General features: G+C 61.8%; 14 protein-coding genes. 1 reads left to right on the top strand and 13 read right to left on the bottom strand.

Features of this window, described 5'->3' with window-relative positions:
• Positions 1-284: 284 nt before the first annotated feature.
• The 9 genes from I4W09_RS09835 to I4W09_RS09795 all read right to left on the bottom strand — a co-directional run bounded on the left by I4W09_RS09835 (position 285) and on the right by I4W09_RS09795 (position 9,812).
• Entirely contained in the window at positions 285-674 is a 390-nt protein-coding gene (locus tag I4W09_RS09835; RefSeq protein WP_035137287.1) for a metal-dependent transcriptional regulator, read from the bottom strand.
• A 187-nt stretch (positions 675-861) separates the two neighbouring features.
• Entirely contained in the window at positions 862-1,632 is a 771-nt protein-coding gene (locus I4W09_RS09830) for a Cof-type HAD-IIB family hydrolase (protein ID WP_035137289.1), read from the bottom strand.
• Between the two features lie 6 nt (positions 1,633-1,638).
• Positions 1,639-3,498, bottom strand: a complete 1,860-nt coding sequence (locus I4W09_RS09825; protein ID WP_196033994.1) for an ABC-F family ATP-binding cassette domain-containing protein — start codon at positions 3,496-3,498, stop codon at positions 1,639-1,641.
• A 205-nt stretch (positions 3,499-3,703) separates the two neighbouring features.
• Positions 3,704-4,576, bottom strand: coding sequence for a phosphate ABC transporter ATP-binding protein PstB (gene pstB, locus I4W09_RS09820; protein WP_196033992.1), 873 nt, complete (start codon positions 4,574-4,576; stop codon positions 3,704-3,706).
• Entirely contained in the window at positions 4,573-5,499 is a 927-nt protein-coding gene (gene pstA / locus I4W09_RS09815) for a phosphate ABC transporter permease PstA (protein ID WP_196033989.1), read from the bottom strand. Before pstA ends, pstB begins: the two co-directional genes overlap by 4 nt.
• The gene (gene pstC / locus I4W09_RS09810; RefSeq protein ID WP_117735562.1) at positions 5,492-6,400 is read right to left on the bottom strand and encodes a phosphate ABC transporter permease subunit PstC; all 909 of its coding nucleotides are present in this window, start codon (positions 6,398-6,400) and stop codon (positions 5,492-5,494) included. Before pstC ends, pstA begins: the two co-directional genes overlap by 8 nt.
• A gap of 25 nt (positions 6,401-6,425) precedes the next feature.
• Positions 6,426-7,382, bottom strand: coding sequence for a phosphate ABC transporter substrate-binding protein (locus I4W09_RS09805; RefSeq protein WP_230318770.1), 957 nt, complete (start codon positions 7,380-7,382; stop codon positions 6,426-6,428).
• 275 nt (positions 7,383-7,657) lie between these two features.
• Complete coding sequence (locus tag I4W09_RS09800; RefSeq protein ID WP_196033986.1) at positions 7,658-9,094, bottom strand: M20 family metallopeptidase; 1,437 nt, start codon at positions 9,092-9,094, stop codon at positions 7,658-7,660.
• A gap of 55 nt (positions 9,095-9,149) precedes the next feature.
• Positions 9,150-9,812, bottom strand: coding sequence for an HAD hydrolase-like protein (locus I4W09_RS09795; RefSeq protein ID WP_229065246.1), 663 nt, complete (start codon positions 9,810-9,812; stop codon positions 9,150-9,152).
• Between the two features lie 156 nt (positions 9,813-9,968).
• Here I4W09_RS09795 and I4W09_RS09790 point away from each other — a divergent pair, with 156 nt between their 5' ends.
• Positions 9,969-10,829 carry a DegV family protein gene (locus I4W09_RS09790; protein ID WP_196033982.1) on the top strand — a complete coding sequence of 287 codons (861 nt, stop codon included), beginning with the start codon at positions 9,969-9,971 and terminating at the stop codon, positions 10,827-10,829.
• Positions 10,830-10,922: 93 nt separating this feature from the next.
• On the opposite strand, the gene I4W09_RS09785 is transcribed toward I4W09_RS09790, so the two are convergent.
• The 4 genes from I4W09_RS09785 to tgt form a co-directional block, all read right to left on the bottom strand.
• On the bottom strand, positions 10,923-11,231 hold the full coding sequence (locus I4W09_RS09785; protein WP_196033979.1) for a type II toxin-antitoxin system RelE/ParE family toxin: 309 nt from the start codon (positions 11,229-11,231) through the stop codon (positions 10,923-10,925).
• A 2-nt stretch (positions 11,232-11,233) separates the two neighbouring features.
• Positions 11,234-11,533 carry a type II toxin-antitoxin system RelB/DinJ family antitoxin gene (locus I4W09_RS09780; protein WP_022093815.1) on the bottom strand — a complete coding sequence of 100 codons (300 nt, stop codon included), beginning with the start codon at positions 11,531-11,533 and terminating at the stop codon, positions 11,234-11,236.
• Between the two features lie 113 nt (positions 11,534-11,646).
• A complete protein-coding gene (locus I4W09_RS09775; RefSeq protein ID WP_196033977.1) occupies positions 11,647-12,405 on the bottom strand; it encodes an LOG family protein in 759 nt (252 codons plus the stop codon).
• A gap of 213 nt (positions 12,406-12,618) precedes the next feature.
• Entirely contained in the window at positions 12,619-13,758 is a 1,140-nt protein-coding gene (gene tgt, locus I4W09_RS09770; RefSeq protein ID WP_055285790.1) for a tRNA guanosine(34) transglycosylase Tgt, read from the bottom strand.
• Between the last annotated feature and the right edge of the window lie 316 nt (positions 13,759-14,074).

The following is a 14,074-nucleotide window of genomic DNA, read 5'->3' as shown; positions in this document are numbered from 1 at the left end:
CCGTGGGCGCCAGCGGAATGTGGGGTCACCGCGCGGTCCGCATCTGATGGTGTCGACGTCAATGGTATACGGGTGCACCATCGACGTCTTCAATACAGAAGATATCAGTGCGGAATGTTTTCAAAACCAAGCCCGGCCCCGGCCTGCGGTAACGTTGCTGGCGGTTCTTGGGCATCGCTTGCTGGTGGGGTTCCTTGTCTGAGTTGGACTTAGTTGGTGGGACCACTCATCTCGGTCGCTGTCCCGCGCCGTTCCGGCGCGGGAGGCGCGCCGCTGCGGGAGTGCTAGTCGGTCATTATTGGCGCCGAAGCACCGTCCCGTCCCAGCATCGCCCTCAGCTTCTCGAAGCTTTCCTCGCTTAGGCAGTGCTCCATGTGGCAGCCCTCTTGCGACGCGACCTCAGCCGAAACACCCGCATCCTCCAGCAGCCCCACGAAAAAGCAGTGACGCTCCCACATTTGACGAGCGACCTCCAGACCACGCTCCGTCAGATGAACATCTCGCTTGCCCATTTCGACGTAGCCGTTGTTCTCCAACGTCGCCATAGCTTTTGAAACGCTTGCCTTAGTTACGCCAAGGTACTCTGCAACATCAATCGAGCGCACGATGCCCTGACGTTGCGACAGAACGTAGATCGATTCGAGATAGTCTTCTCCGGATTCACGTAGGGCCATGGGCCGCCTTTCGCAATGATTGCTAGTTAGCCTTTGGATACTTTCCACGGCTAACTTTACCGCAAAAGTTGCCCATGTCTTACTACTTTGCCTAAAAGTTAGCCGCGTTTCACAAAACGTGCGGGACGAAAACAAAATGGGGACGCCCCGCAAGGAATGTCCCCAGGTGCCAGGTGCCGGCCCGCAGCTACACGAGTCCAAAGTGCTTCGCAGCGTTGTAGATGCCGTCGTCGTCCACGGCAGTCGTCACATAGGTCGCTGCAGCTTTCACCGTGTCCTGCGCGTTGCCCATGGCCACACTTGTGCCCACGGCCGAGAACATCGACAGGTCGTTCTCGCCGTCGCCAAAGGCAATCGCCTCGCTCGCGTCGATACCAAGCCGCTCGAGCGTCGCCGCCACGCCCAGGTCCTTGCCGCCGTTAGCGGGAATAATGTCGCAGAACAGGTCGCACCAGCGCGTGGTGAGCGAATGCGACACGGCGTCGGTCACGATATGTTCGTCGGCCGGGTCCACAAAGGCGCAGAACTGGTAGACCGGTGCGTCAAAGGCGTGCTCAAACGGCTCCTCGTGGTAGACGATTCCCGCGTTGCTGCCAGCCGTCACCACGCGCTCGGACAGGCGGTTCACAAACGAGTTCTCGCCCTGCATGCACAGCGAGTCGTAGCGCCCCTGCGCCACCTGGTCCACAATCACCGCGACGTCGTCCGGATCGATCGGACAGCTGCGGTAAACCCCCTCGGCATCAAAGCAGTGCTGACCCGAGAGCGTAATGTACGCATCCCAACCCAGGTCGAACAGCCAGTCCGGTATCTGGTAGGTCGGGCGACCCGTGGCGATCACGCACGCAATCCCCTGCTCGTGAAAGCTATCGAGCACCTGCTGCGCCGACGCCGGAATCCGGTGCGTCTTAAAGCTCAGCAGCGTGCCGTCGATATCGAAAAATGCGGCCTTGATCATCCTCGTCTACTCCTCGCCCTCGAGCTTTTCGCTCGCCTCGAGCCACGCCATCTCCAGCTCGTCCATGGCGGCGTGAGCCTCGTCGATCTTTGCCTGCTGCTCGCCGAGCGCCGTGTAGTTGGTGGGATCGACTTGGGCCATTGCTGCCTCGGCCTCCTCAACGCGGGTGCGCTGCGTCTCCATCTTGCGCTCGAGCGAACTCACCTCGCGGCGGAGCTTCTGGCGCTCGGCGTTGGACAGGCCGTTGGGCTGACCGCTCGACTTGGGCTTTTCGGCCGCAGCTGCCGCGGCACCGGTGTCGAACGTGCCGGTCTTGGCGCTCGGCGCGCCCACGGGCTCGCCCTCGGCGGTAGCGTTGCACAGGCGCAGGTACTGGTCCACGCCACCGGGCATATGCGTCAGGTGGCCGTCGAGCAGCGCCCACTGCTGGTCGGTCACGCGCTCCATCAAAAAGCGGTCGTGCGTCACCAGGATCAGCGTGCCGGGCCAGCCGTCCAGCAGGTCCTCGACAATCGCGAGCATGTCGGTATCCAGGTCGTTGCCCGGCTCGTCCAGGATGAGCACGTTGGGCTCGTCCAGAATCGTCAGCAACAGCGACAGGCGACGGCGCTGGCCGCCCGAAAGATCGCCGATGCGGCTCCAGAGCTGCTGCGTCGTAAAGCCCAGGCGCTCGCAAAGCTTCTCGGGCGAAGTCTCCTTGCCGTCGATGACGTAGTACTTCTTATAGTGGCTGAGCACCTCGCGGATCGTGTCGCCCATGTAGGGCTCGAGCTCCTCGAGCTGCTGCGACAGCACGCCAAAGCGCACTGTCTGGCCAATCTTCACGCGGCCGCGCGTGGGCGCAATTTTGCCCTGGATCACATCAAGCAGCGTCGACTTGCCAGCGCCATTCTCGCCCAAAAGACCATAGCGGTCGCCCGCACCAATGAGCCAGGTCACGTCGGAGAGTACCTGCTTGGGCGCGCCGTCGGTATCGGCATAGCCGGCGTCCACGTCGACCACATCGATAACCTGCTTGCCCAGGCGGCTCACGGCCAGGCGCTTGAGCTCCAGCTCGTCACGCACGGGCGGCACGTCGGCGATCAGCTCACGAGCGGCATCCACGCGAAACTTGGGCTTGGTGGAACGAGCCTGGGCACCGCGGCTCAGCCACGCGAGCTCCTTGCGCGCCATGTTGCGACGGCGCTCCTCGGTAACGGCGGCCATGCGGTCGCGCTCCACGCGCTGCAGGATGTATGCCGAATAGCCGCCCTCGAAGGGATCGACCTGGCCGTCGTGGACCTCCCACATGCTGGTGCAGACCTCGTCCAAGAACCAACGGTCATGCGTGACCACGAGCATGGCGCCCTGGCCACGCTGCCAGCGGGCCTTTAAGTGACGCGCGAGCCAGTTGATGGTGCGCATGTCCAGGTGGTTGGTGGGCTCGTCGAGCATGAGCACGTCGTAGTCGCCGATCAGCAGGCGCGCGAGGTCCACGCGACGGCGCTGGCCGCCCGAAAGCTCGCCCACCGTGCCCTCCCAGGGCACATCGCTAATAAGGCCGGCCAGAATCTGGCGCGTGCGGGGGCTCGACGCCCACTCGTACTCGGGCGTGTCGCCCACGACGGCATGATGCACGGTGTCGGTATCGACCAGGTTATCCTTTTGGCCGAGCAATCCAATCGTCGTGTCGCGGCGGTGCGTCACGCGCCCGTCATCGGGCTCCAGCGTGCCGGCGAGCACGCTCAGCAGCGTCGACTTGCCGTCGCCGTTTTTACCGACAATACCAATGCGGTCGCCCTCGCCCACGCCGAGCGTCACGCTATCGAAAATATGCTTGGTGGGAAACTCTAGGCTGACGGAATCGCATCCCAAAAGAATCGCCATATGCCCTGCTCCTTCGTAGAAATTCAACGTTGTCCATGATAGCAGCGAGCCCCACCCCAAACCACCACGAAGGCGCCTGTCCCCTTTGTGGCGGTCGTTTCGGTCGCAGAGCAAAAAGGCGGGCCATCTCCCAAAAGAGATGACCCGCCTCTCCAATCAGTCCCGCGGCAACCGTGGCCGCCGCGGGCCTCAAGCATGTCCCGGACTAGGAGAACATGCCGGTGAGGTAATCATTCAGCCGCTTATCCTTGGGCCGTTGGAAAATCTCGTCAGTCTCGTCGTACTCGACCATATCGCCCATGTAGAAGAACGCCGTGCGGTTGGACACGCGCGACGCCTGCTCCATGTTGTGCGTCACGATGACAATGGCGCGGTCGGCCACGATCGACGACATAAGGTCCTCGATCGCCAACGTCGAGATGGGGTCGAGCGCCGAGCAGGGCTCGTCAAACAGGATCACGTCGGGGTTGAGCGCCAGCGTGCGCGCGATGCACAGACGCTGCTGCTGGCCGCCCGAAAGCGCATAGGCGCTCTTGTCGAGCTTGTCCTTGACCTCGTCCCACAGCGCCGCGCCGCGCAGACTTTCCTCGACCATGCGGTCAAGCTCGTCACGGTCGGTGATGCCGTGGTGCTTAGGCGCAAACGTGATGTTGTCGCGAATGGACTTGCGGAACGGGTTGGGCTGCTGGAACACCATGCCAATGGAACGGCGCAACTCGTACGTGTTCTCGGTCTTGGTGTTCACGTTGCGCCCGCGGTAGTTGATCTCACCCTCCACGCGGCAACCGCGAATCTCGCGATTCATCAGGTTGAGGCTACGCAAGAAGGTCGACTTACCGCAGCCCGAAGGCCCAATGAGCGCCGTGATCTCGCCCTTGTGGAAGTCGAGCGACGTATTGTGCAGTGCATGGTGGTCGCCATAGTACACGTTGACGTCCTTGGTGGAGAGCACAACCTCGTCGCTCACGGCCTTGCCGCTCACGCGCACGCGCCTCTCGCTCTCCCCCACGCTCGACAGGAAGTCCCGGGTGTCGGACGATGCCGCTTCGGTTGCGGGCGTTACATTCATCTCGCTCATTCGGCCGCCATCTTCCTTGCCAGTTGCTTGCCCACAATGCGGGCGATTACGTTAAACAGCAGCACGCAAATCATCAGCAGTGCCGCGGTACCCCAAACGATCTGCTGGGCCTCGGGGCTGCCTTCGCCATAGATCTTGTAGATATGCACGGCGAGCGACTCACCGGGGCGGAACACGTTCCAGGCGCAAGTAGGGCTCGACAGGTTAAGGCTCAAGAAGTTGAGGCGAACCGGCGAGCTCATGCCCGAGGTAAAGAGCAGCGCCGCGGCCTCGCCAAAGACGCGGCCGGCCGAAAGCACGATGCCGGTCACGATAGCGGGCATGGCCTCGGGAATCAGGATGTGCAGCATGGCCTCCCAGCGGGTGAGGCCCATGGCCAGGCACGCATCGCGCTGGGCCTGCGGCACGTCCTCGAGCGCCTGCTGGATCACGCGCACCAGAATGGGGATATTGAACATGGTGAGCGCGACGGCGCCGGAGATGATGGAGTACTTCCAGCCCAGCTGCACCGAGAACACCAGAAAACCGAACATGCCGACAACGATGGAAGGCAGCGAGGACAGCGTCTCGATGGCAGTGGAGGCAATGTCGCGGACGGGTCCGTCGGGTGCGTACTCAACCAAAAAGACCGCGCCACCCAGGCTGATGGGCACCGAGATGATCAGGGTGATCAGCAGCAGGTAGAACGAGTCGAACAGCTGGTAGAGCACGCCGCCCTGCGTTCCGTTGGCGCGCGACGGCTCCGTGAGAAAGCCCGGCTGGAACAGCGTCGAGATGCCCTCGAACAGGATATAGGCCACCATGGAGACGACGATGAGCATGACGATGGCGACGATCGCCGTCAACACGCCCGTGGCGAAGCGGTCCTGCTTTTGGACACGCCCGAGCCTCGCCTCGTCGATGTGGATACGCGTGCTAGCCACGAGCCTTCGCCCCCTTGCGGCCGATAAGGTGGATGATCAGGATGAAGATGAGACTCATGCCCATCAGCAGCAGACCGAGCGCCCACAGAACATCGTCCTGGGCCGAGCCCTCGGCATAGACCGCCATAGACGTGGTGAGCGTGGTGGTGATGGTGGACGCCGGCGACAGCAGCGACGTCGGCATGGCCTCGATACCGCCGATGACCATGCGCACGGCGAGCGTCTCGCCAAAGGCGCGGGTCATGCCAAGGATGACCGCGGTCATGAGCGACGGCATGGCGGACTTGAGCACCACGTGCCAGATGGTCTGCCAGCGGGTATAGCCCAGCGCGAGCGAGCCCTGTCGGTAGCTGTCGGGCACGGCGCGCAGGCCATCGACCGAAAGCGTGGTCATGGTCGGCAGGATCATGACGGCCAGCACGATGGCGCCGGGCAAGATGCCCAGGCCCGTGCTCACGTGGAAAACGGACTTCATAAGTCCGACGACCACGTGAAAGCCAATCAGTCCAAAGACGACCGAGGGAATGCCGGTCAAAAGCTCAATAAGCGGCTGAAAGACCTTGGAACCAAATTTGGGTTGGATCTCGACCGCAAAGATGGCGGAGCCGATGGCGATGGGCAGCGCGATGAGCGTGGAGAGCACCATGACCGCAAACGAGGTGACGATCAGGGGCAGAGCGCCGGTATAGGGCAGGCCGTTTTCGGCTGTGTTGGCCAGGTCCCACTTGGTGCCGGTGAAGAACTCGACGACTGAGACGCCGTCCTTGACAAAAGCCGAGAGGCCCTTTTGGGCGACCATGAAGATAAGCGCGGCAACGACAAGCGTCACGAGCGCTACGCACGCGCCCGTGACGCCCAGGCCCACGTTCTCAAGGTCGCGCTTTGGCAGCTGTTTTGCCATTGCAAACCTTTCCGGGGGCGATTACTTATTTAGCAGAGACCTTGCCGCTGGCGTCCTTGACGACCTTCATGGCAGAGACGGGGATAAAGCCCTGCTCCTCGACGAGCTTGCCCTGGACGTCGTCGGAAAGCATGAACTCCAGGAAGGCCGTGGTGGCCTCGTCGGCGTCCTTGGAGCAGTACATGTGCTCGGTAGCCCAGATCTTGAAGGAGTCGTCGGTGACGTTTGCGCTCTTGGGCTCGACGCCCTCGACCTTGATGGCGTTGAACTTGGAGTCATCGAAGTGCGAGAAGTCGAGGTAGGAGATGGCGTTATCGGTGCTGCCCATCTGAGTCTGGACGTCGCCGGACTTGTCGAGCTCGGCGTCGCCCTTAAAGTCGACTGCCTCGTCGCCAAAGACGGCAGCCTCGAAGGTGGCGCGGGTACCGGAACCGGCCTTGCGGTTGAGAACGACAATCTTGGCGTCGTCGCCGCCGACCTCCTTCCAGTTGGTGATCTGGCCGGAGAAGATGCCCTTGAGCTGCTCGAGGGACAGGTCGTCGACCGTCACGTTCTTGGAGACGACAGGACCCATGCCCACGACGGCGACCTCGTGGTCGACGAGCTTCTTGACCTGGTCGGCCTCGAGCTTGGTCTCGGCGAAGACGTCGGAGTTACCGATGGTGACGGTGCCGGCGGCAACAGCGGTCAGACCTTTGCCCGAACCGTTGCCCGAGCCGGAGACGGAGACGTCGGGGTTGGCATCCATGAACTTCTCGGCAGCGGCCTCGACGAGAGCCTGGAACGAGGAGGCACCGTCGTAGGTCACCTCGCCGGAGACGGACTCGGCAGCAGCGGCGCTACCCTTGTCGGCGGCGTCGGATGCGCCTGCGCCGCCGCAGCCAACGAGACCGAGACCGACGATGCTGGCAAGACCACCAGCAAGGCCGAGGAACTGACGACGAGAATAAGCCTGATCGAGCATGATCTTCCTTTCGTACATGCGAATCGCGGGCACCCTGCCCGCTTTGCTGTTTGGAAAGATACGACCCCGACCGGGCAGCACCCGCGCCAACTGCGGTTTCTTACGGGCATTTGATAAACCCTTACCGCAAGCGCGGCAGGGCTTTACAAACGAATAACAATCCCGCTGACAAGCATGGCCCGCCTTTTACACCGATAAAAAAGAAGTTGCGGTGAAATAGTTCCTGTTTGGCCATCAAATGGCCCATTCTAGGAACTATTCCACCGCAACTTAGATTGGGAAACCGCGAGACCTTAAAGCTCTAATTCATTCAAACGGAGGATCGCAACAATATAGATCTTGAGCGCCTGCTTGAGCTGTTCCTCGTTGGCGCACTCGTTGGGGCCGTGCATCTTGCCGCCCCACGAGGGCAGCTCCAGGCCGGTCTCCTCGGGGCCAAACGAGACGGCGCGGGCAAAGTTGCGCGCGTACGTGCCGCCGCCCATGGCAAAGGGTTCAGCATGCTTGCCGGTGAACTCGTTATAGGTATCGATAAGCGCCTTCACGGCCGGATCATCGGCAGAGACCGAGAACGGCACCTTCGCGCGACCCAGCTGGCACGTCACGCCGAAACGGCCCACGAGCGGATCGAGCTGCTCGCGGATGGTATCGGCACTCGTGCTGTCGGGGAAGCGCACGTCGATGACCTGCTCGATATGGCCATCCGCCACGCGGATGACGCCAGCGTTGCAGGTAAGCGGGCCAAACGCCGGACTCGTCGCATCGATACCCAGGCCGCGGCCATAGGCGTCCGCATGCACAAAGGCCAAAAACTTGACAAACTCGTGCTCGGCGGGCGTCAACAGGCGCTTGTCACGGGCGCCAAACGCGTCCTCGGCCTCGCGCAGATACGCCACGATCAGGCCGACAGCGTTGATAGTGCCCTCAGGCATCGAGGCATGACCGCCAATGCCGTGGGCAAAAATCTGCGCATGCCCGTTATCGAGTGTCGTGATCTCAAGGCGATCGGCGTTCTCGACCGGCGCCGGCAGCTCATCGGCGGCAATCGCGAGCTCGCAGATGGACTGCGACGGAATGGCATTGCTCGCCTCGGCGCCGCTCCACGACACGATGCGCCCGCCGTCGATCTTGGAGCTCACGAACGTCGCCCCAAACTGGCCCTTCTCGGCATTGCAGACCGGGAACTCGGCATCGGGCGTAAACAAAAAGTCGGGGTCTGCGTGGTTCTCCAGATAATGGTGAACGTCGGACATGCCCACTTCCTCATCGCAGCCCAGCAGCGCGCGGAAAGCATAGCGCGGGGTAATGCCGTGCTTGAGCAGATAAGCGCCGGCGTAGAGCGACAGCACCGCCGGACCCTTGTCGTCAATCACGCCGCGACCGAGCAGCCAGCCCTCGCGGCGCTCCATCGCAAACGGGTCGGTGTTCCAACCGGGGCCAGCGGGAACCACGTCCACGTGGCAGATAGTCGCGAGCTGCTTGTCGCCGCGACCCGGGATATCGGCGATTCCCACATAGCCCCCGTCGTCGCTCGTCTGATAGCCGAGCTTTTGCGCAATGCCGAGCGCGCAATCGAGCGCGTCACGGACCGGGCGGCCAAACGGCGCACCGGGCTCCGCATCGGCAGCAACGGCCACGGACGGATAGCTCACCAGTTGTTCGATATCGGCAACGACATCCTCCCAGACCTCGTCGACATACTCGGCAACGCTCTGCTCCACCTGATTCATGAACGACCTCCTTACCAATGAGCGACGGGTACGCCCGCCCCTCACATTATGTCTATTAGATAGCGAAAAGTTTAGCAAGCTCGGCCACCGAGTGCACCACCGCATCGGCGCCCGCGGCCTCGTGCTCCCCCGGCGCTGCCGCGCCCGAATAGATGCCGATGCACGGCACGCCCATCGCGTGCGCGCCCTCCACATCGTTAAAGCGATCGCCGATCATCACGGCATCGTCGGCCGTCGCGCCGAGCGCCGCCAGGGCATCGCGAACCGAATCGGCCTTGGTCTCGCGTCCCTGCGGCGGATTCATGCCAACCACAGCTTCGAACTGGCAAAGCCCCAGCTCATGAACCATATCGATGCACTTCGCCTCCATGCGAGACGTCGCCACGGCCATACGCTTGCCCTGGGCGGCCAACCCATCCAGCAGCTCGGGGACCCCATCGAACACGGGGTACTCCTCCGGCCCCAGCTCATCAAAAAAGGCGCGGTACTCGTCGGCCACCACAAGCGACTCCTCGCGGGAAAAGCCGTAAAAGTCGTGAAAGCTCTTCCACAGGGGCGGCCCGATCATACGGCGCAGATCACCCATCTGCGCCTCCGAAAACCCGCGCGCAGCCAGCGTCTTGCGCGTCGAGGTCATCACTGCCCGGCCCGTATCTGCCACCGTGCCGTCAAAATCGAACAACACGACCGGCCGTTTGCCTATCTCCAACGCCTCCATCGGCATTCCTCTTCCCCAGTTGACGATTTCCACACCGACACTTCAAACTGTTGACTATTCAACAATTGAACCTAGTAATGTGGAACGACTCTACTATACTTGTCGCACTTTGCTCTCAGAAGGCGGCGCGCAAGCGCCCCAACGAAAGGTGCAATTATGTCTTTTGCCATCATAACCGACTCCACGTCGGACATCTCCCCCGCCCACGCTCAAGAGCTCGGCATTTACGTGATTCCGCTGCATGTGATTATCGAGGGCGAGGACCTGCTCGACCAGGTGCAGATTACCGCCGAGGAATACGTCGCGCGCATGGCCGGCTCCGAGCAACTGCCGCACACCTCGCAGCCGAGCGCCGGCGAGTTCAAGGCACTCTTTGACCGCGTGCTCGCCGACGGCCATGATAGCGCCATCTTTATCTCACTGTGCAGCAAGTGGTCCGCCTGCTATGCCAACGCCAGCCTGACGGCCGAAACGCACGAACTCGACGTGCGCTGCATCGACTCGCGCACCGGCTCGGGTGCCGAGGGCCTGCTGGTGGAGTACGCGCTGGCCATGCGCGAGGACGGCCGCAGCCTGGACGAGACCGAGGCGCAGATCCGCGCGACGCTGCCCGACGCCCACCTGCTGCTGATTCCCCGCACGCTCGAGAACCTCGTTAAGAACGGCCGCGCGCCCAAGCTCGCCGGCCAGCTCACGCAGATGCTCAACATTCGCCTGGCCGTTTCGCCGGAGTGGAAATCGGGCGAGATCAAGGCCATCAAGAAGGGCCGCGGCGCCAAGCGCATCGTCGTCAACACCATGGCCGACTGCCTCGCGTTTTTGGCTGAGCATCCGGGTTCAAGCGTGCGCGTGCTCACGACCGGCGCCGCCGAGGAGCAAGAGCTCGTCAGCCAAGCGCTCGCAGGCCAAGACTATGTAGACGCCGGCACCGGCCCCATCGGCTGCACCATCGCCACCCATGTAGGCATCGACGCCATCGCCATCAGCTACTGCCCCCGCTACCAGCCAACTCACTAGGGACGCCCACATCAGTTGCGGTGGAATAGGGACTGTTTTTGGCTTATTAGCCGCCAATCAATCCCTATTCCACCACAACTTGGAAATCGGCGATCAGCCCAGCGGACCCTGAAACAGCTCCTGATGAGTGCCCATTCTCACCAGCCTAATCATTGGGTTAGTCTTATGGGGAAGATAAAGAACGACCACATCGACCAAGCCATCGGATAGGTGGAAATCGATGTGGCCGTTGCAGTTTCCGCCCGGGTTTGAGAGCTCGTGGGCGCCATACTCCGCCGGAAGTGACCCATGAGCCACAAGCTCTGCAACCGCCGCTTTAAACTCACTTTTTAGCTGCGGATGCATGCGCATCGTTCGTTTGTAGTCCACCTTAAATTGAGCCTCGACTTTAATCTCGAACATCGCTATTCCTCATCGAGGAATGACATAAGCTCATCAGCGTTATTGAATGACGGGCTATCGTCCGGCAAAATCCCCAACTCATGAGCCTCGGCGATCACCATGGCACGCCTCGTCGCCTCGTTGGGCACCTCCGCCCTTCCTACAATCTCAAAAGGAATCTTTCGCTGATTTACCAGCTGCCGAACGGCAAGATTGAGATAGGAATTGAGGCTGAGGCCGACCGAATCCAAGAACTCAGTCGCCTGCTCCTTGAGCCCCTCTTCGATTCGAACCGTCGTAGGCTTAACTGTTGCTGTAGACATTTGCGACCTCCTCGCCCTCGTCTTTTACACAAGTATACCCAATATAAATGGCAATCTGATGTTAAATAACATCAGATTGCCATGCGTATTCATGTCGCGTGGGCACGATTGATCTACATCAGCCCGCTCAGGGCGATGTCGACGGCTTCGTTGAGGTCGTCGGTGATGTGCACGAGCTCGGGATCGAGCGGGCTGATCATACCGGCGTCCATCACCGGGCCGTTGAGCCAGTCGAACAGGCCCTGCCAGTACTCTGTGCCCACCAGCACGAGGGGCATGCGCTTGACCTTGTGCGTTTGCACCAGCGTGAGCACCTCGAACATCTCGTCGAGCGTGCCAAAGCCGCCGGGAAACACGATGGCGCCCGAGCTGTATTTGACGAACATGGTCTTGCGCACAAAGAAGTAACGGAAGTCCATGCCGAGGTTCACGTATTTATTGAGCCCATGCTCGTGCGGCAATTCAATGCCCAGGCCAACTGACTTGCCGTTGACACTCGCCGCTCCCCTGTTGGCCGCTTCCATGATGCCGGGGCCGCCACCGGTGATAACCGCCACGCCGCGCTGGGCAATCTTACGGCCGACCGTGCGCGCCGCCTTGTAGGCCGGGTCCGTCTTGGGCGTGCGGGCACTACCGAAGATGGTCACCGCAGGCCCTAACTCGGCAAGTGCGCCAAAGCCATCGACAAACTCGGCCTGGATGCGCAGTACGCGCCACGGATCGGCATGCAGCCAGTCGGTCGACTCCTCGGGCGCCAGCAGGTTGGCGTAGGTGTTGTCCTTAGGAATCATGGGGCCGCGCATGACCACGGGGCCGCGGCGGTACGTCTCGTCGTAGGCAGGCTCGCCCTCGACGTTCTCATTCTTAATCATGGGCACTCCTATCGAGAAAAAGAAAAGCGGGCGGGGTCGACGCCATGCGCCAAACACCCGCCCGAACATCAACTATTCGGTATGGTACCCACGATGCATCAAGTGCTTGCAAGCTATCGGTCAGCGGTCGTGCGGCCGGTGTCAGCAAATGTGACGACCGGCCGTCGCTCGCCCCTTGCCGTTGCCCGCGCTCTGCAAGCGCCCGCGCCGCTCTTAGTAGTCCACCGCCGCAGGGCTGTTCATCCAGTCGCTCACAAACGCGCCGTAGCGGCCCTCGATAATGGCCTGGCGGGCACGCTGCATAAGGTTGAGCAGGTAGTAGATGTTGTGCATCGAAAGCAGGATGCCGCCGAGCATCTCCTTCTGCGTGACCATGTGGCGAATGAGCGCGCGGCTGTAGCCGCCCGTGCACACCGGGCAGGTGCAGGTGGGGTCGATGGGGCCGTCGTCGTGCGCAAAACGCGCGTTGCGGAAGTTAAGGCGACCTTCACTGGAGAATGCCGTGCCCATGCGGCCGGTGCGCGTCGGCAGCACGCAGTCGAACATATCGATGCCCACGCCCACGCCGCGCACGAGCGTCGTCGGGTTGCCGACGCCCATCAGGTAGCGCGGCTTGTGCTTGGGCATGTACTCGCTCACAAGCGGCGCCAGGGTCTCGAACATGGTCTCGTGGTCCTCGCCCACCGAGTAGCCGCCGATGCCGTAACCGGGGAAGTCACCGCACTCCTCCAGATGGCGCAGAGAGCGCAGGCGCAGATCCAAATGCATGCCGCCCTGGACGATGCCAAAGAGCGCCTGGTCATCGCGGGTGTGAGCCTTGTAGCAGCGCTCGGCCCACATGCTCGACAGCTCCACCGCGCGCTCAACGTAGGCGCGCGTGGCGGGATAGCCCGGGCACTGGTCCAGCTGCATGCAGATGTCGGAGCCGAGCTTCATGGCGATCTCCATGTTGTCCTCGGGTGTCCAGAACACGTGGCGGCCGTCGTAATCGTTGACGATAAAGCGCACGCCCTCGTCGGTGAGCTTGACGGCGTCGTTGTGGCTGAACACCTGGAAACCGCCCGAGTCGGTGAGGATAGGACCGTGCCAGTTCATAAACTTGTGCAGGCCGCCCAGCTCGGCGATAGTGTCCTCGCCGGGACGCATGGACAGATGATAGGTGTTGGCAAGCACGATCTGGGCGCCGAGCTGTTTGACGGTCTCGGTGGGGATGCCCTTGACGTTTGCCTTGGTGCCCACGGGCATAAAGATCGGCGTCTCGATGTCGCCGTGCGGGGTGTGCAGCACGCCGGCACGCGCATGCGTCGTCGGATCCTCGGCGATCAGGTCGAATTTAAAAAGGCTCTGGTCCATAAACTGGAACTCCTTGGTTGCGGTTCATACGCAAACCATTATACGGGCAACCCGCAAGAAGCACCGACTCGACAGAAACTGGTGCAAAGGAAACCTACCCCTTGCACCAATGCACCAGGATAAAAATGATCCGTTTTCCTCCGTCCCCAACGGATCATTTCCGACAGCCACAGCAACGCCGATGTTTTGGTACCGACAGACACTATGACCCAATCCGAGGGCACTAAAAAGATAGGAGCCCCCGCTCGTGACCGCGGGTCGGGGCTGCGACAATGATGTTGAAGTGCCATAGGCGCAGCCGCGCCGCAACGAGGTT

This window comes from Collinsella aerofaciens (assembly GCF_015670795.1).
Lineage (GTDB): Bacteria > Actinomycetota > Coriobacteriia > Coriobacteriales > Coriobacteriaceae > Collinsella > Collinsella aerofaciens_Q.
The sequence above is the reverse complement of the archived record's forward strand: the minus strand, read 5'-3'. Positions and strand labels throughout refer to the sequence as shown.